This is a genomic window from Pseudomonas sp. 313 (assembly GCF_000316965.1).
GTDB classification, from domain to species: Bacteria; Pseudomonadota; Gammaproteobacteria; order Pseudomonadales; family Pseudomonadaceae; genus Chryseomonas; species Chryseomonas benzopyrenica.
In genome coordinates, this window is sequence record NZ_ANBZ01000040.1 from 1 (window position 1) to 16,579 (window position 16,579).

Here is a 16,579-nt window from a genome sequence, read left to right on the forward strand (position 1 = left end):
CAGGTTCTAAGGTCGAGTCCCACGCCGCTGGCGTGGGCAATGCTCTCCAGTCACGGGCGAAGCCAGCAGGCTTCGCCCGCGTTGCATAAGCGAAGTCTCCATGTCGCAGTCCCCCAGGGGCGCCGTCTCGCGGTCGCCCGCTTGGTCTCTTTCCCTTGGTCTGGGCAGTCTGTTGCTGCTCGGCCTGTTCCTCTGGCAGGCGCTGTTCGCCACCGGCTGGCCCAGTGCGCAAGCCTGGGCCGCACCCTGGTCGAGCACGCCCTCCTGGCCAGGGCTGGCGCTCTGGTGGCTGCAACTGCCGCGCGCCGTGGCGGGTCTGGTGGTGGGGGCGAGCCTGGGCATCGCCGGAGCGCTCATGCAGGTGGTCACCCGTAATCCCCTGGCGTCTCCCGATTTGCTCGGCATCACCGCCGGCGCCCAGGTCGGGCTCATCCTGAGTCTGCTGCTGCCGGCCTTTCTCGGGTTGCCGCTGGTGTTTCTCGGTGGCCTGTTGGCGGCCCTGTTCACCTTCGCCATGGCCGGTGGCTGGCACACCACGCCCTTGCGCCTGACCCTGGCCGGCGTGGCCATCGCCCAGGCCGCCGCCGCGGCCATCACTCTCTTTCTCAGTCTCAACGACCGGGCCGCCATGGTCCTTTCGCTGTGGAATACCGGCTCGTTGCGGCAGTTGGGCTGGGGTCACCTGGCGTTCACCGCGCCCCTGGTCCCGCTGGCCTTACTGCTGATATGGCTACTGCGGCGGCCGCTGGATCTGTCGCGGCTGGGGGATGGCCAGATGCGCGGCCTGGGCCTGCCACCGGCCGGGATCAAGGCCGCCAGCCTGCTGCTGGCCAGCGCCCTGACCGCGCTGGCCATCCAGTTGGCCGGTCCCTTGGGCTTCATCGGCCTGATCGCGCCTAATCTGCTACGCCTCGGCCTGGGCGTGAGCCGTCCCTCCCACCTGGTCGCGCTCTCCGGTCTCTGGGGCGCCGTGCTGACCCTGGCCGCCGATGGGCTGGTCCGGCTGCTGGCCGGCTGGATCACCCTGCCGCTGGGTGTCCTCTCGGCCCTGCTGGGCTCGCTCTGCCTGTTGCTGCTCCTGGGGCGCCTCGACGCTGGCCCGCGTGCCGCCGTCGGATTGTTGGCCAGCGAGACCGGCGCTCGGCGAGGGGCGGTCTTGCCGCTCGCCAGCAGCCTGCTGGTGCTGTTGCTGGGGCTGGTAGCGGCCGGTCTCTGCGGCGGTGTCGGTCCGGGTGCCTGGGCGTTCCTGCAGGCGCTGCTCGCCGGTGCGCCCGAGGCCCGGCTACTGCTGGATCTGCGCTTGCCGAGACTGCTGGTGGATGCCGGGGCAGGCGCGTTGCTCGCCACCAGCGGATTGCTGCTGCAGGCGGTGACGCGTAATCCCCTGGCCGGGCCGGAAATCCTCGGGGTCAGCCAGAGCGCAGGCTTGGCGGTGCTGGGCGCCATCGTCCTGGTCCCGGACCTGGTGGCCGAATGGCGCTTCCCCCTGGCCTGGCTAGGGGCTGGTCTTGCCCTGGCCTGGGTGATAGGCGCCAACCTGCGGCGCGGGCTGGAGCCCTTGCGCCTGGTATTGACCGGCTTTGCCATCAGTGGCCTGGTGCTGGCGCTGTCCAGCGTGCTGATCGCCCAGTATGCGAGCAACGTGGCCCAGGCGCTGACCTGGATGGTGGGTAGCAGCTACGGTCGAACCTGGGACGATGTCCAGGCGCTGCTGCCCTGGCTGCTGCTCGGGCTGGGCGCCGCCGGCCTGACCGCGCGCTGGTTGGATCTGCTGGCGCTGGACGAGGGCGTGGCCGCTGGACTGGGACTCTCCGTGGCCAGTCGCCGGCTGTTGCTGGTGGCCCTGGCCAGTGTGCTGATCGCGGCGGCCGTGGCCGTGGTCGGTCCGGTGGCCTTCGTTGGGCTGCTGGTGCCCCATGGTGTGCGCCTGCTCGGTTTGCACCGGGCGCGCCAGCGTCTGGTGGTGGCGCCGCTGCTGGGTGCCTGCCTGCTGGTAGTGGCCGATTTGCTGGCGCGCTGGAGCCTGGCGCCGCTGGACATTCCCCTCGGCATTGCTACCGCGGCCCTGGGTGCGCCGGCCTTTCTGCTACTGCTGGCCAGTAGCTACAGAAAGGTGCGCCGATGAGCACGCAGCTGCTGCGTATCCTGCTGGTGTTGCTCTGGATCGCCACCCGCGCGGCCTGGGCGGCTGATGACCTGATCGCCCGCCAGTCGGCACAGCTGCCCGAACGCCCGCTGCGCATCATCACCCTCGACGATGTCGCCACTGAATTGGTGACCTCCCTGGGGCTGGCGCCGGTGGGGGTGGCCAATCTGGCCGGCTATCGGCGCTATGTCGGCCTCGGCGCCGACCTGCTCAAGGACAGCCAGCCTCTCGGCAGCATTCAGCAACCCGACCTCGAAGCCATCGCCCGGCTACGGCCGGATTTGATCCTCGGCTCCGGCTATCTCCACCTGGGACTGTTCCGTCGACTGGAGAGCCTGGGCCCGACGCTGCTCTACCGCTACGGAATGGACACGGCGGACGATGACGCCGTGGCGCGCGCCAGCGCCTTGCTCAGCGATCTCGGTAGGCGGGTCGGCCGGACAGCGGAGGCTACAGCGGTGAATATCCAGGCTGACCGCGCTTTGGCCGACACCCAGGTCGCGGCCCAGGCCGCGGGTATCGTCGGTCAACCGTTTGCCGTACTTTTCCCCTTGCCGCAGCAGGGGGTGTTCATCACCCTTAACCGACGCGTGCTGATCAATGCCCTGGTCCGGCGTCTAGGTGGCCAAGACCCCTGGCCACTGGTCTCCGACCGGGTGTTGCACCGCTACCACGACGTCCAGGAGATCGCCGCGATACCAGACCTCACGGCCCTGTTCGTCGGTGAGCAGACCGGGCATCCCTTCTTTCGCTCGTCGCTCTGGCAGGCCATGCCGCTGGCGCGCAGCGGCCGCCATGCCAGCCTGCCCAGTCCGTACTGGACCTTTGGCGGTCCGGCCAGCGTGACGATGCTGGCGCACCAGATCGCCACCGCACTGCGTGGCGTGCCGCCGCCACCGAACGGGCGCTGAACAGTCGTGCCCCTCGTTCGTCCTTTAAGAGGAAAGCCGCACGAGGCGGTTGTCTTGCAGGAGGATAGCGATGAGTTTCGACAGCGACACCACCCAGTTCCAGGTCGTCATCAATGCCGAAGAGCAGTATTCGATCTGGCCGGACTACAAGGCCCTGCCGGCTGGTTGGACCGCCATCGGCGTCAGTGGCGACAAGGCCACCTGCCTGGCCCATATCGAGCAGGTCTGGACCGACATGCGTCCCTTGAGTCTGCGCCAGGCCATGACCCACTAGACCGGAGGTCCACCATGACGACGCTACCTGCGGATCTCCTGGAACTGGAATCCGGCCTGCCGCTCCGTCTGTCCCCGCGCGCGCCGGGTTGCGGGCTGGGCGATGTTTCCAGCGCATTACATGCCCTGGTGGACCAACATCTGGAAACGGCCGGCGGTATGCTCCTGCATGGCTTCGCCGACCCGGGCGTCGCCGGCTTCCAGGCCTTCGCCAGCGGCTTCGGCCATCCGCTGCTGAACTACGAATTCGGCTCCACCCCGCGGAGCCGGGTGACCGCCGACGGCGTCTATACCTCGACCGAATATCCGGCGCGCCAGTGGATACCGCTGCACAACGAGCAGGCCTACACCTGCGACTGGCCCATGCGCATCTGGTTCTATTGTGCCCAGGCCGCGGAAGAGGGCGGTGAGACGCCCATCGCCGATAGCCGCCAGGTGTTCGCGCGCATCGATCCGGCCCTGCGCCGACGCTTCGCCGAACGCCGACTGAGCTACGTGCGCAACTATGGCAATGGCCTGGACGTGGCCTGGCAGCAGGTGTTCGACACCGATGACCGAGCCACCGTGGAGCGCTTCTGCGCCGCCCGTGGTATCGCCTGCGAGTGGAAGGCGGACGGCGAATTGCGCACCCGCCAGCTGTGCCAAGGGGTCGCCCGGCATCCGCGTACCGGCGACTGGGTCTGGTTCAACCAGGCACATCTGTTCCATGTCTCGGCGCTGGAGCCGGAGATGCGTGAGGTGCTGCTCGATACCGTCGGCGAGGAAGACCTGCCGCGCAATGTCTTCTATGGCGACGGCGCGCCGCTGGAAGACAGCGCCCTGGACGAGATTCGCGGAGTGCTGAATGAGTGTCGCATTCTCTTCCCCTGGCGCACCGGCGACATCCTCTTGCTCGACAACATGCTCACCGCCCATGGGCGCGCCCCATTCAAGGGCCCGCGCAAGGTGGTGGTGGCCATGACCGAAGGCCGTCATGAAGACCCCCAGCCCCGCGAGATCCCGCTATGACGTCGCTCCTGCAACTGCCGGGCGGCTTGCGCCTGGTGCACGAAAGCCTCGACGGTGACAGCCTGTGGCGGGTCGGTGACGAACTCTGGCTACGTTGCCGCGAACAGCCAGTGCCGGAAGGCCTAAAAGTCCTTGTCACAGGAGGCAGTGCCGAGCTGACGGGCGAGCGCCTGGCGGTGCTCGCCCTGGGCTTGCTGCTGCGCGCGCCCGAGGCGCCGGCACTGCTCTGGGAGGGACTGCCGGCGCTGCCCGAGGCCGTGCGCCAGGGACTGCTGACCCAGGACGCCGAGGGCGGCTGGCGGACCTGGCGCGCCCAATTCTGGCAGCGGCCGCAGCCCTGGTTGCGCCAGCCGGGCAGCGCGGGCTATCCAGCCTTGGCCCAGCTCACCGGCCAGCGCCGTCACCCCAGCCGCCCACCCAAGCCGACGGGAGAGGTCTATCGCCGCTACGACCATCGGCTGGGCGCCTGGATCGTCCTGCGCGCCCTGGCGGTGGAGGATGACCTGCCGCTGTTTCATCGCTGGCAGAATCAGCCGCGCGTGGCGGCCTTCTGGCAGGAGGAGGGCAGCCTCAAGCAACACCGAGCCTATCTGCAACGCCAGGCCGCCGATCCCCATGTACTGACCCTGGTCGGCAGCCTGGACGATCAGCCCTTCGCCTACTTCGAAGCCTACTGGGCGGCCGAAGACCGCATCGCGCCGTTCTACGCCGTGGATGACTACGATCGTGGCATCCACATGCTGGTGGGAGAGGACAGTCTGCGCGGCCCCCAGCGAGTGGCCTGCTGGCTGCCGGCGCTGGTGCATTACCTGCTGCTGGACGAACCGCGCACCCGGCGCATCGTCTGCGAGCCCCGTGCCGATAACGAGCGGATGATCGGCCATCTGCAACGCCAGGGTTTCTATCGGCAGAAAGAGTTCGACTTTCCCCACAAGCGCGCGGCGCTCATGCTGCTCGAGCGCGAGCGCTTCTTCGACCATTGCGTGCTGGCATGAGGGGGCTGGCGCCGGAGAGCTTGGCCGTGACCGGGCAGCGGCCTAAGGTAAGCGGATGAATCCTGATCTCCTCGCTGTCGGATCGCGCACCCGATGATTCCTGTTCTGGCCCCTCTGTTCACCGGTCCTCTCCAGGCGTTCGCCCCGGTACTGCGGCTACCTACGGCAGGAGAGTCGGTGGTCCCGCTGAGCTTCTTGCTCGAAGAAGGGTTGCCGGACCTGCTGGACAGCTACGGCGGGGCTCCGGAGCTGGATCGGCGGGCGCTGCTCTCGGTCTGGTCCAAGTACTACTTTTCCCGGCTGATTCCCCCGGTCGTGGCGGCGGCGCTATTGCTGCGCTGGCGGCTGCCCCTGGCGGTGGACCAGCTGGGACTGGTGTTGAACGAGGACCGGGTGCCGGAAGCCTTCGTCCTGCCCCACGCGGGCGAGGCCTTTGCCGTGGACCACCCGGATGTCCTCCAGCCGCTGGTGCTGGAGAATCTGCGCCCCTTCATCGATGGCGCCTGTGCGCAGATCAGGGTGTCGCCCAAGGTGCTCTGGAGCAATGCCGGCAACTACCTGGAATGGTTTGTTGGCGAATTGCGCAAGGCGCGACCCCAGGCCGGCGCGCTACCGCCCTTCGAGCACTGGCTCGAACAACCGACCGATGCCCAGGGCGCGCGCAATCCGCTGTTCAAGCCGGTGATCTACGTCGAACTGCCCCTGGCGGGAAGCGCCGAGCAAAAGTCCTGGCAATGGCGGCAGCGACGGGTGTGCTGCATCCGCTACCGCCTGCCGGAAGAAGAACTTTGCAGCAATTGCCCGCTGCTCAAGGACCCGCAGCCTGCTGCCTAGATTCGGTACGAAAAGTCGCCGAGCGAAGATCAGGCGAGGCCTAGGCGGCCCCACGAAAAGGCTAGGAAGCGTTCGGCCCCGCGCTCGGGTTTAAGAGCGGTAAACGAGCATTGCGATCGGCCTGGCGATCCAGGCCTTTCAACGAAGCATCAGCGCGCGTAGGCACTTTTCTTACAGGACCTAGCAGTGAAAGCCCAACGGGGTACCATCATGGGGGTGCGGCAGGACATCCATGGGAATGCCATAGATGGCCTGCAAGGTCGCCGCGTTCATCAACTCGGCGGGGCTGCCTTCCACCAATACCCGACCCGCACGCAGGGCGATCAAGTGGTCGCAATAGCGCGCCGCCATGTTGATTTCGTGTAGTACCAGGATGATGCCGAGATCCAGTTGCCGGCCCAGCGTCTGGATCTGCTGCAGAACCTCGACCTGGTACGCGATATCGAGCGCCGAGGTGGGCTCGTCGAGCAGCAGGTAGCGGGTGTCCTGCGCCAGCAACATCGCCAGCCACACCCGCTGTCGCTCACCGCCCGATAGGGTATCCACCAGTTGCTCGGCGAATCTATCGGTCCCCGTCAGCTGCATTGCCCGTTCGACGTGATCGCGATCCTTTTGCCCATAGCGGCCAAGGGCTCCGTGCCAGGGATAGCGGCCCATGCCGACCAGTTCCCGGACGCTCATGCCCTCCGCGGCGGGCAACTGTTGCGGCAGATAGGCCACCTGCTGGGCATAGCGTTGGGTCTTCCAGGCGGTGAGGTCCTCACCATCCAGGGTCAGGGTGCCGCCGGAGGGCGTGAGCTGACGAGCCAGCAACTTGAGCAGCGTAGACTTTCCCGAGCCATTGTGGCCGATCAGGCCAACGGTCCGGCCGCGGGGCAGTTGCAGAGATACTGGATGCAGCAAGGCCCGACCGTTGAGCGAAAAGCTTGCTTGGTTTAAGTCGAACATCGCTATTCCTGGACAGCTGCAGCTTTAGATGAGAATCGTTCCGCGTATGCTACCTGGGCAACTGGAAACCTGCCAAATCCAATGCGGAGTCCTGGGCAAGGCGAAGGCAGCCTTGCCCAGGCCGCTACGCCGGCTTGGTGCCGATCTGCTCGCGCAAGAGCTGCAGATAGCGCCGCGCGCCCAGACCCTGGGGGCGGTTCTTGATCCAGATGACGTCGATCCAGCGACGGATCTGGCTGGCCATGTTGTCGAATTGCACCTGTTCGAGCAGGCCGGAGGCGATCAGCGGACGCACCAGCGGATGGGGCAGATAGGCCCAGCCCAGCCCCGCCTGGACCAGGTCCAGCGTCGCCAGATAGCTGTCGGTGAGCCAGACCCGTTGCGACAGCACGATTTGCGGATCCGAGGCGTTGCGGTCGCCGCCGGCCACCACGATCTGGCGGGTATCGGCCATCAGCGTTTCGCCCAGAGGTCGATCCTGGCGGGAGGCAGGATAGCCAGGTGCCGCCACCGCCGTGAGCAACTGGCTGCCGGCCTCGGCGAAGCCTTCCTGCTCGTTGATTCCCGGACGCTCGAAGATCAGCGCCATGTCGACGCTGCCCTCGTGCAGCAGGCGGATCGCCTCGGCGCGCGCCGCCGAGCGGATCTCGATTTCCAGCGCCGGAAATTCCTCGGCCAGGGTCACCAGCGGCCGACTCCAGGCACCCGTCTGCAACTCCGGCGCCATCACCAGCACGAAGCGCCGCTCCAGCCCTGCGTGCAGCTGCAGGGCATGGGCGTCGAGCAGAGTGAGCTGGCTGGCCACCTGCCGCGCCTGAGGTTCGAGGGCACGGGCCGCAGGCGTCGGTAGCGCCTTGCGGGTGGCGCGATCGAACAGCACCAGGTCCAGCTCGGCCTCCAGCTGGGAAATCGCCATGTTCACCGCTGACGGCACCCGCCCGAGGACGCGGGCCGCTGCGGAAAAGGAGCCCTCGTCGATCACGGCGAGGAAGACCCGAAGCGTTTCGCTGGTGAAGGCCATGGTCGTCAATTTCGCTGATAACGATCGTCTTTTTGTATCAGCCAGACAGGCTTAGAGTCCAGTCAGACAACGATGGAGACAGCGACATGAGCGAGTCGATGGCGGGCCAGGTGGCCCTGATCAGCGGTGCCGGCAGCGAAGCCGGCATCGGCATGGCGATAGCCCGCCGCCTGGGCGCGGCGGGGGCACGGCTGATCGTCACCGCCAGCAGTGCGCGCATCGCCGAACGGGTGGCGGAATTGCGCGCCGCCGGCTTCACCGCTGAAGGTCAGGCCCTGGATCTCACCGAGGAGGCCGCCGTTGGCGACTTCTGCCAGTGGGCCGAGGCGCGTTGGGGCCGCATCGACATCCTGGTCAACAACGCCGGCATGACCATGCAGGGCAGTCCCGAGCCCCTGGTGGAGGTGGCGCGGATGACCCTGGCCGACTGGAATCTGACCCTGGCGCGCAACCTGACCACGGCCTTCCTGCTGACCCGTGCCGTATTGCCCGGCATGCAGGCGCGCGGCTATGGCCGCATCGTCCACGTCAGTTCCGCCACCGGCACCCGGGCGGGCATTCCGCAGGCGGCGGCCTACAGCGCGGCCAAGGCGGCCATGGTCGGCATGAACATGAGCCTGGCGCTGGAGGTGGCCGGGCAGGGCATCACGGTCAACGCCGTCGCCCCTGGCTGGATCGAGACCGCCTCTAGCCTACCGGAAGAATTGCAGGCCGCGACCCGGGTCCCCGTGGGCCGCGCCGGTCGTCCTGCCGAGGTCGCCGCGGCGGTGGCCTTCCTGGCCTCGCCCGAGGCGAGCTACATCACCGGCGAGTACCTGGTGGTGGACGGCGGCAACAGCCGCATCGAAAACAAGGGGGCCTGACATGCAGCCGGTCGTACTGGTCAGTGGGGTACTGGGTGGCATCGGGGGGGCGGTGCGCGAGCATTTCCTGCAGGCGGGCTGGCGGGTCTTTGGCACCGATCTCGACGGCGCGGCCCTGGCGACGCTACAGGCCGACGGCCGCCTTGCCGGTCAGCACGCCGCCGACCTGCGCCACGCGAGCGCGAGCCGGGAGGTGGTCGCCCGCGTTCTGGACCGCCTGGGTCGACTCGACGCCCTGGTCAATTGCGCCGGCGTCTGGCGCGAAGGCCCGGCGGAAACCTTCAGCGAGGAAGACTTCGACCTGGTGCTGGACGTCAATCTCAAGGCCAGCTTCTTTCTCTGCGCCGCGGCCATACCCGCGCTGCGGGAAACTCGCGGCGCCATCGTCAACCTGAGCAGCGATGCCGGTCGCCAGGGCAACCGCAACGCCGCCGTCTACTGCGCCAGCAAGGGCGCGGTGACCCTGATGACCAAGGCCCTGGCACTGGACCTGGCGCCCAGCGGGGTGCGCTGCAACAGCCTCTCGCCCGGCGATGTGGCGACGCCCATGCTGAACTTTCAGGCCGAGCGCTACGGCAATGGCGATCCCGCCGCCTATCTGCAGGAATTGCTGGAGAAGTATCCGCAAGGCGAGCAGGCGCGCTTCATCCAACCCGAGGAAGTCGCCGAACTGGCCTTTTTCCTGTGCCAACCCGCCGCCCGCTCCATCACCGGCGCCGACCTGGCCATCGATTGCGGCGTCTCGGCCGGGCACTGAGCCCGGGCCGAGCCGCCCTCAACCCCAAGAGGAGTCCGACATGACCACCAGTGGTATCAGCGAAGCCGCCGTCCAGATCTTCGTCGCGGCTGAACGCGAGCGCTTCCTGGCGCGCAATCCTAAATCCCTCGCCCTGGCCGAGCGGGCCCGGCACTCACTGTTCGGCGGCGTGCCCATGCACTGGATGAACGACTGGTCGATGCCCAGTGCGCTGTTCGTCAGCCATGCCCAGGGTGCGCGCTTCCATGACGTCGACGGCCACGAGTACATCGACTTCTGCCTGGGCGACACCGGCAGCATGTTCGGCCATTCGCCGGCGCCCATCGCTCGGGCCCTGGCCGAGCAGGGCGCGCGTGGACTCACCACCATGCTGCCCGGCGAGGATGCCGTGGTCGCCGGGGAGCTGCTCGCCGAGCGCTTCGGCCTGCCGTTCTGGCAGGTGGCGACCACTGCCACCGACGCCAACCGCTATGTCATCCGCTGGGCGCGCGCCATCACCAATCGCAAGATGCTGCTGGTGTTCGACGGCTGCTACCACGGTACCGTCGACGATGTCATGGTGCGCCATCAGGAGGGGCGCACCGTGCACCGCGGCGGCCTGATCGGCCAGGCGCACAACCTGGCCGAGACCAGCCGGGCCGTGCCCTTCAACGACCTGGCCGCGCTGGAGGCGGCCCTGGCGAAGGGCGACGTCGCTGCGCTGATCTGCGAACCGGCCATGACCAACATCGGCATGGTGCTGCCCGCTCCGGGCTTCATGGACCAGGTCCGCGCCCTGACCCGGCAATACGGCACCCTGCTGATCATCGACGAGACCCATACCCTGTCCACCGGCCCCGGCGGCTGTACCCGCGCCTGGAATCTGCAGCCGGACTTCATCACCTTCGGCAAACCCATCGCCGGGGGCGTCCCCTGTTCGGCCTATGGCTGCAGCCACGAGATGGCCCAGGCCATGCGCCTGGCGCAGCAGCACGCCAGCGAGACCAGCCACGGCCATGGGCACAGCGGCATGGGCACCACGCTGTCGGCCAATGCCCTGGCCATGCGCTGCCTGCGCGTCAGCCTGGAAGAGGTCATGACCCCGGCCGCCTATGCGCGGATGCTGCCGCTGGCGGCGCGACTGGCCGCCGGCCTGCGCGAGGTGATCGCCCGCCATGGCCTGGCCTGGTCGGTGACCGAACTGGGCGCCCGCTGCGAATTCCAGTTCTGCGCCACACCGCCCACCACCGGCGCCGAGGCGGAAGCCGCCTTCCACGACAGCCTGCAGCAGGCGCTGCATCTCTACCTGATCAACCGGGGCATCCTCATCACCCCCTTCCACAACATGACCCTGTGCTGCCCGGATCTCGCAGCGGCGGACGTCGACCGCCTGCTGGCCACCCTCGACCAGGGCCTTGCCGAGCTCCTGGCGCTGCCCGGCGCCCGGGAGTGCCAGCCATGAACTTCGCCGACGCCCAGGAAGCCCGCGACTTCCTCGCCGCCCACCCCGAGGTGCGCAGCATCGAACTCATGCTGATCGATGCCAATGGCGTGCCGCGCGGCAAGCTGCTGCACCGTGACGAACTGCTGGCCATCTACGAGGAGGGCCGGCCGCTGCCCAGCTCCATCCTGGCGCTGACCCTGCAGGGCGAAGACGTCGAGGCCACCGGCCTGGTCTGGGAGGTCGCCGATGTCGACTGCTGGACCTATCCGCTGCCCGGCAGTCTGACCCTGCAACCCTGGCGCAGCACCCCGACCGGCCAGGTGCAGGTGAGCATGCACCCGACCCAGGGGCTGCCGGCCACCCCCGCCGATCCCCGGCATGCCCTGGTGCGGGTGATCGAGCGGCTGCAGGCCGACGGCTTCCAGCCGGTGATGGCGGTGGAGCTGGAGTTCTATCTGCTCGACCGCACCCGTGACGCCCAGGGCAGGCCGCAACCGGCGCTGCAGATGAATGGCGTGCGACCCGGCTCGCCGCAGGTCTATGGGGTCTACGAACTGGAGCAGCTGCAGCCCTTTCTCGATGACCTCTACGCCGCCTGCGAGGTGCAGGGCCTGCCGGTGCGCACGGCCATCTCCGAATACGCCCCCGGCCAGCTCGAACTGACCCTGCTGCACCGCTTCGATGCCCTCCAGGCCATCGACGAAGGCATTCGCTACAAGCGCCTGGTCAAGGGCGTGGCCAACCGCCACGGCCTGCAGGCCTGCTTCATGGCCAAGCCGTTCGGCGACCAGGCGGGCAGCGGCCTGCACCTGCACGTCAGCCTGGCCGATGCCGAGGGCAACAACCTCTATGCCAGCGAGGACCCGCAGGGCACGCCGCTGCTGCGCCATTCCATCGGCGGCATGCAGCACCGGATGCTGGATGCCCTGGCGATCTTCTGTCCCAACGCCAACTCCTACCGCCGTTTCCAGGCCAACAGTTACGCGCCGCTGGCCAAGAGCTGGGGGGTCAACAACCGCAGCGTGTCCCTGCGCGTGCCCGGCGGTCCGGCCAGCAGTCGCCATATCGAGCACCGCATCTGCGGCGCCGATGCCAATCCCTATCTGGCCGCCGCGGCCATCCTCGCCGCCATCCACGAAGGCATCCGTGACGAGCGTGACCCGGGACCCGCCATCGTCGGCAATGGCTACGAGCAGGCTACCGACCTGCTGCCCACCGACTGGCTGACCGCGCTGCAGGCGCTGGAGCGCTCTGCGTGGATCAAGGAGACGCTGGGGGAGCGGTTCATCGAGGTCTACCTCGCCATCAAGCGCGCGGAATACCGGCAATTCATGGCCGAGGTGGGGGAGCAGGACTGGCGGTGGTATCTGACCCACGCCTGAGGGGGCGCTACCTGATCAGGTCGGCTCGCCCGGCACGGCGGTGAGGCGATTGACGCTGATGATGCCGCCGTTCCAGATCATCTCAACCGGCGCCGCCTGGACCACCGCACTGATCCGTCCTGGGGTCAGCAATGCCCAGCAGTGGTTGCCGGGACGCCGCACCGAGCGATAGCGCAGGCCTGGGCAGCCGGCGCGTTTGGCGGCGGCGCCAAGACTACGCGCCGCGCCGTAGTCTGCGGGGTGGTAGAGGGCATCGGTCGCTGCCAGCACCAGGGCATCGCGGAAGCCCTCTTCAGAGAAGCTCACCGAAAGATTGCGGAAGACGAACCGCTCGTATTTCAGCGCGGGCACCTTCGACCAGTACGCTTGCTGATGATAGCGAACCTCGGCAAGGGCGGTATCGGGATGGTCGGCCAGATAGAGAACGCCGAAGGTGCCATCGCTGAAGCGCGAACCCTCTGGATTGACGTGAGTGAAGGGCGCTGTCGCATAGGAGCAACCCGAGATGCCGAAGGGAATCTGTTCGCGGGGAATCAGCTCCAGACGCCCCAGCTCGTTTTGTAGGCGCGGGTTGGTCAACACCTGTAACTGATGGAGCACGGCGAAATCTTCGGCATTGGCAACATCGTCGAACAGGTGGATGGGCGGGAATTTGGAGTTGACCAGGCGATGCCCTTGTAGACGCTCATCGGCCAGCAGGGGCAGGTCCTCCAGCTTCACCATCCGGCACCGCGCAGGACGTCGATACGCCGGAAGGTTTCATAGAGGGAGATCATGTCACCTTGGGCCATGATCTCCAGCGGCGAACGGCCATTGAAGAACTCATTGTGATTGGCCATGGCGACGAAGCCGTAGACGTTTTCCGGGTTGTCGAAGACCAGGCGTAGCGCGGAATGCATGTTCAGCACCAGGCTGACACGCTGGAGCTGATCGGCATCCAGACTCACCGCCCAGTTACCTTCCCGCTGCAAGGCCCGGGTGTAGGTGCTGCGCGAGATGCGCAAGATGCGGCAACTCTGCTCACTGGAGGCCTGCCATCTGTCCAGAATGTTGAGCGCTGCCCGTAGGCCGGCCGTGCTCTGGCTTTTCGAAAACTGTTCAACGGCAACGACCTGGGACATAGGACTCTCCAATCTGTAGATGCAAATATAATGAAATTGCGTCTACAGATAAAGAGATAAGGTAAAACTGATCACCGGGTAGTCCGTGAACATCCCGGATCAGGATGCAAGGCTGGCCCGCCAGTGCCGGTCGCGGGTCGAAGGCCGCCGGTGCAGGCGCTCGTCCAGCAGTACGCCTGCCTTGGTGTGGTCGCCCCCGCGCAGCAGGGCGACCAGCAGGGTGTCTTCGATGACCTCGCGCTGGGCGCCACTGCCACCGATGCGGGCGACATCCGTGCGCAGCGGCTCCAGCAGCCGTGCGCAGCCGTCATAGTCCTCGTCGGCGAAGGCCAGCAAGGCGCGGCAGAGCAGGGGGACGACCGGTCCGGCGGAAAGAGTGCCGTCGCACAGGCGGGCTTCGAGTCCGGCCACGCGTTCTTCCAGCGCCTGCCGATCCCCGGTCGCCGCGGCGATCAGGGCCATATGGACGTCGGCGAAAGCCAGCCCCGGTTGCTGGAACAGCCCGGACGCACTGGCCGCAGTAGCCTGCCAGAGGTCGGCTGGCACCTCGTGGCCATAAAGCCCCAGGCGCCAGAGAAAGGAGGCGTTGTCGCTGACCCGGTTGAGCGGACCGGCGGTGGACGCGGCTGGCGCTACGAAGCGCTGATAGAGGTCCAGCGCGCCCTGGCTGTCGCCCTGTTCGAGGGCCACCAGGGCGCCGTGCCAGGCGATATGGCCATGCAGGGTACCGTGATGGGGGTACTCGGGCAGCCAGCCTGCGATCAGGGCCTGCGCGGCCGGGCTGTCGCCGGATTCGTGCAGGACATGGGTCAGGGCATGGGCTGCATTGACGTTGTGGCGGCGTAGCTCCAGCGCCCGCTCGGTGAGCGTACGGCCCCGCACCACCTCGCCGTTCTCGCCCAGGGACCAGCCGCGGTAGGTCAGAAACCACCAGTCATCCGCAGCGAAATGGCGGGCATGGCGCTCGCAGAGATCGACCCGTGCCTGATCGTGATCGGCCCGCCCGGAAAATGCCAGCAGGCCGAAAGCACCCAGGGGCAAGCCCAGGATCAGGATGTCCCGCGGCCAGCGGTCGGCATGCGCCAGCGCATCTTGCAGCGCCTGGGCGGATTCACCGGCGATCAGCCGCTGCAGGACCTGCACATGGCGGCGCTCGCGCTCCGTGCCGCGCCGCTCGACCAGCCGCTGCGCCCGCGCGATGGCCTCCCGGGCGGCGCCGGCCTGGTTGTCGATCAGCTGCAGCCGCGCCCGCGCTGCAAGCGCCAGGGCGAAATCAGGATCGGCGGCGATGGCCTCGTCCAGCGCCTCGGCCGCCCCCGGCCAGAGCGACAGCAGCAGATCGACACCGGCCTGGTAGCGCTCGGCGGCGTGGGCAGAGAAGGTCGACAAGGGGAGGTCGTAGCGGTCGGTATAAGGCGTGGACATCGTGTGTATCTATCATCTAGGTGAGAGGAGAGGGCCGCGGCTCTGGCGCAGGAGCGCTGTCGGGCATCATGGATAGCAGCCAGACCGGATATTGAATAGTGCCCGTCGCTCACGATGACATGAGTGCGGCTCATCGCCAGGAACGGATCTGTCTGCGCCAGGAGCGTTGCTTGGGTGTGCCACCGGCGACCTTCCCACAGCCGCGAAGAACCGTTTTCCTAGTCAGTGGGTGAAAAGCTGATAGAGCGGCGGCAAGGTGGCGACCAGCAGCGTGACGGCCATGGCCAGATTGAAACAGCGGGCGCGGCGTTCATCGGCCAACCCATTACGCAGGACGCTGCCGGCGAGCGCCCAGATCCCTACACAGGGAAGGCTCACCAGCGCCAACAGGGTAGCGGCCAGCATCACGTCCAGGCGGTGATGCTGCACCGGTATATAGGTGGCCGCTGCGCTGATGGATACCGTCCAGGCCTTGGGATTGATCCACTGGAAGGCCGCGCCGCCCAGCAGGCCCATCGGCGTGGTGGCCTCGGCGTCGAGCCGAATAGGTCCGCAGGTAGCGATACGCCAGGCCAGCAGCAGGAGATAAGCCAGTCCCAGAATGCTCAGCAGCAGATGCAGGCCGGGTAGGGCGGCAAAGACTACGCCTAGACCAAGACCCACTACCGCCAACTGCAGCGCTACCCCAATGGCGATCCCGACAATTAGCGGCAGCGTACGTCTCACGCCCACCTGGGCGCCGCTGGCGAGCACCATGACGTTATTGGGACCTGGAGTCGCGGTGAGGATGAAACAAAACAGCAGAAAGGGCAGCAGGACGGCGAGATCGGTCATGGCAACGGTAGTGCGGCTTTAGAAAATTAGGTCGTATTTTATTGCTTTGATATCTATATAGGATTGCATAAACTTCTTCCTGGACGGCTGGAGTGCAATTAATGATCAAAGTAGATCGTCTTGATCGCCGAATATTGCGTGAGCTCGAACGGGATGCTCGACAGACCAACGTCAAGCTGGCTGAACGGGTAGGACTGTCGCCCTCGGCTTGCCTCAGGCGCGTACAGGAGCTGGAGCGCTCCGGTGTCATCAAGGGTTATCGAGCGGTGGTGGATCGATCGCTGCTGGGCATCGGCTTCGTCGTCTACGTTGCGGTGGGCATGTCCTCTCACTCCCGCGCGGTGCTGGATGCCTTCGAAGCGGCCATCAGCGATTCGGCGGATGTGGTCGAGTGCCACACCGTCACCGGCGCGGTCGAGTATCTGTTGCGCATAGAGGTCGCCGACATGAGTGCCTATCGCACCTTCCATACCCAGGTTCTCGGCGTACTGCCCCATGTCCATTCGGTGGTCAGCTACATCGTCATGGATACCGCCAAGGACGAGCGTGCCTAGCTTGGCAACGTCCTGCAGTTAGGTAGCGGCAGTGATTCTCCGCTCCTGCATTAGCTGACAGCGGTCCCTGGGAGGTGCTTGACG

17 protein-coding genes are annotated in these 16,579 nt (G+C 66.9%); 11 read left to right on the top strand and 6 right to left on the bottom strand.

The genetic code is table 11. The annotated features are described in order from the left end of the window. The first annotated feature begins 100 nt into the window (after nt 1–100). From C722_RS0108795 to fhuF, 6 genes are all read left to right on the top strand, one after another. Nucleotides 101–2,125, top strand: coding sequence for an iron ABC transporter permease (locus C722_RS0108795; protein WP_026083740.1), 2,025 nt, complete (start codon nt 101–103; stop codon nt 2,123–2,125). Further along, nucleotides 2,122–3,057, top strand: coding sequence for an ABC transporter substrate-binding protein (locus tag C722_RS0108800; RefSeq protein ID WP_051226145.1), 936 nt, complete (start codon nt 2,122–2,124; stop codon nt 3,055–3,057). Before C722_RS0108795 ends, C722_RS0108800 begins: the two co-directional genes overlap by 4 nt. A 70-nt stretch (nt 3,058–3,127) precedes the next feature. Beyond that, nucleotides 3,128–3,331, top strand: coding sequence for an MbtH family NRPS accessory protein (locus tag C722_RS0108805; RefSeq protein ID WP_017640156.1), 204 nt, complete (start codon nt 3,128–3,130; stop codon nt 3,329–3,331). Nucleotides 3,332–3,345: 14 nt separating this feature from the next. Further along, nucleotides 3,346–4,338: a TauD/TfdA family dioxygenase gene (locus C722_RS0108810; RefSeq protein ID WP_017640157.1), complete on the top strand. Its 993-nt coding sequence runs from the start codon at nt 3,346–3,348 to the stop codon at nt 4,336–4,338. After that, on the top strand, nt 4,335–5,333 hold the full coding sequence (locus C722_RS0108815) for a GNAT family N-acetyltransferase (protein ID WP_017640158.1): 999 nt from the start codon (nt 4,335–4,337) through the stop codon (nt 5,331–5,333). The genes C722_RS0108810 and C722_RS0108815 overlap by 4 nt, the downstream gene beginning before the upstream one ends. A gap of 93 nt (nt 5,334–5,426) precedes the next feature. Continuing rightward, a complete protein-coding gene (gene fhuF, locus C722_RS0108820) occupies nt 5,427–6,167 on the top strand; it encodes a siderophore-iron reductase FhuF (RefSeq protein ID WP_026083742.1) in 741 nt (246 codons plus the stop codon). A 180-nt stretch (nt 6,168–6,347) separates the two neighbouring features. On the opposite strand, the gene C722_RS0108825 is transcribed toward fhuF, so the two are convergent. Both C722_RS0108825 and C722_RS0108830 read right to left on the bottom strand, forming a co-directional pair. Beyond that, a complete protein-coding gene (locus C722_RS0108825) occupies nt 6,348–7,115 on the bottom strand; it encodes an ATP-binding cassette domain-containing protein (protein ID WP_017640160.1) in 768 nt (255 codons plus the stop codon). 124 nt (nt 7,116–7,239) lie between these two features. Beyond that, nucleotides 7,240–8,136, bottom strand: coding sequence for a LysR family transcriptional regulator (locus C722_RS0108830; protein WP_017640161.1), 897 nt, complete (start codon nt 8,134–8,136; stop codon nt 7,240–7,242). Between the two features lie 86 nt (nt 8,137–8,222). Here C722_RS0108830 and C722_RS0108835 point away from each other — a divergent pair, with 86 nt between their 5' ends. Genes C722_RS0108835 through C722_RS0108850 form a run of 4 tightly spaced genes read left to right on the top strand, consistent with a single transcriptional unit; the run spans nt 8,223 to nt 12,561 of the window. Further along, nucleotides 8,223–8,999 (top strand): SDR family NAD(P)-dependent oxidoreductase, encoded by a 777-nt coding sequence (locus C722_RS0108835; RefSeq protein WP_017640162.1) that lies wholly within the window; start codon nt 8,223–8,225, stop codon nt 8,997–8,999. A 1-nt stretch (nt 9,000) separates the two neighbouring features. Beyond that, on the top strand, nt 9,001–9,756 hold the full coding sequence (locus C722_RS0108840) for an SDR family NAD(P)-dependent oxidoreductase (RefSeq protein WP_017640163.1): 756 nt from the start codon (nt 9,001–9,003) through the stop codon (nt 9,754–9,756). Nucleotides 9,757–9,796: 40 nt separating this feature from the next. Beyond that, nucleotides 9,797–11,197 carry an aspartate aminotransferase family protein gene (locus C722_RS0108845; protein ID WP_017640164.1) on the top strand — a complete coding sequence of 467 codons (1,401 nt, stop codon included), beginning with the start codon at nt 9,797–9,799 and terminating at the stop codon, nt 11,195–11,197. After that, entirely contained in the window at nt 11,194–12,561 is a 1,368-nt protein-coding gene (locus tag C722_RS0108850) for a glutamine synthetase family protein (RefSeq protein ID WP_017640165.1), read from the top strand. Before C722_RS0108845 ends, C722_RS0108850 begins: the two co-directional genes overlap by 4 nt. Before the next feature lie 15 nt (nt 12,562–12,576). Here C722_RS0108850 and C722_RS0108855 read toward each other — a convergent pair whose 3' ends face one another. The 4 genes from C722_RS0108855 to C722_RS0108870 all read right to left on the bottom strand — a co-directional run bounded on the left by C722_RS0108855 (nt 12,577) and on the right by C722_RS0108870 (nt 15,941). After that, nucleotides 12,577–13,284, bottom strand: coding sequence for an RES family NAD+ phosphorylase (locus tag C722_RS0108855; protein WP_017640166.1), 708 nt, complete (start codon nt 13,282–13,284; stop codon nt 12,577–12,579). Continuing rightward, complete coding sequence (locus C722_RS0108860; RefSeq protein ID WP_017640167.1) at nt 13,278–13,682, bottom strand: antitoxin Xre-like helix-turn-helix domain-containing protein; 405 nt, start codon at nt 13,680–13,682, stop codon at nt 13,278–13,280. Before C722_RS0108860 ends, C722_RS0108855 begins: the two co-directional genes overlap by 7 nt. A gap of 99 nt (nt 13,683–13,781) precedes the next feature. After that, nucleotides 13,782–15,107 (bottom strand): tetratricopeptide repeat protein, encoded by a 1,326-nt coding sequence (locus tag C722_RS0108865; RefSeq protein ID WP_017640168.1) that lies wholly within the window; start codon nt 15,105–15,107, stop codon nt 13,782–13,784. A 222-nt stretch (nt 15,108–15,329) separates the two neighbouring features. Continuing rightward, nucleotides 15,330–15,941 (bottom strand): LysE family translocator, encoded by a 612-nt coding sequence (locus C722_RS0108870; protein WP_017640169.1) that lies wholly within the window; start codon nt 15,939–15,941, stop codon nt 15,330–15,332. Between the two features lie 101 nt (nt 15,942–16,042). On the opposite strand from C722_RS0108870, the gene C722_RS0108875 reads away from it, so the two are divergent. After that, entirely contained in the window at nt 16,043–16,495 is a 453-nt protein-coding gene (locus C722_RS0108875; protein ID WP_026083743.1) for an Lrp/AsnC family transcriptional regulator, read from the top strand. Nucleotides 16,496–16,579 lie beyond the last annotated feature (84 nt).